At 81.9% G+C, this 603-nt stretch carries 1 pseudogene; it reads left to right on the forward strand.

The features are described 5' to 3' along the window. Nucleotides 1-158: 158 nt before the first annotated feature. Nucleotides 159-603 (forward strand): annotated as a pseudogene (locus tag GQS09_RS28390) (hypothetical protein); the annotation flags it as partial.

The raw sequence follows: 603 nt of genomic DNA on the forward strand, positions 1-603 counted from the left end.
CCTGGGGGCCCGGCGCGGACTCCGCTCCCGCGCCGCAGGACGTGCCCGGTGCTCCGGCCGCTCCCCCTCCTCCCCCTCCTCCTGCGCCGCCGCAGACACCGCCGCCCCCGCCCCCGCCGCACACCCCGCCGCAGGGCGCCGCCCCCGCGGTGCCGCCGATGCCGGCCGGGCCTCCGCCCCCGCCGCAGGACGTGGACACCCGGATGCTCGGCGCGGTACGGGACGCGTGGCAGGACGGCGATACCGCGCTGATCCGTCCGGTGCCCTCCGCCGCCCCGGCGGACGACGGCGCCACACAGCTCATTCCCCCGGTGGCCATGGTCCCCGCCCCGGGTGACGACGGGCCCACCCAGCTCATACCGCCGGTGACGGACGGCCCGGCGCACTCCGGTCCGGCCACGGGCGACGAGGCGGCCACCCAGCTCATACCGCCGGTCACCGGCGGCCCCTTCCTCCCGGCGGACGCCCCGGACCCCGGCCCCGGCGGGCCCTCCGGGGAGGCGGCCACGCAGCTCCTGCCGCCGGTGGCCGGCGGACCGGCGGCCGAGGCCACCCGCGCCCTGCCGCCCGTCCCCGGCGAGGTGCACCAGGCGGCGCACCGGC

It is taken from the genome of Streptomyces sp. YIM 98790 (assembly GCF_011421595.1).
GTDB lineage: Bacteria > Actinomycetota > Actinomycetes > Streptomycetales > Streptomycetaceae > Streptomyces.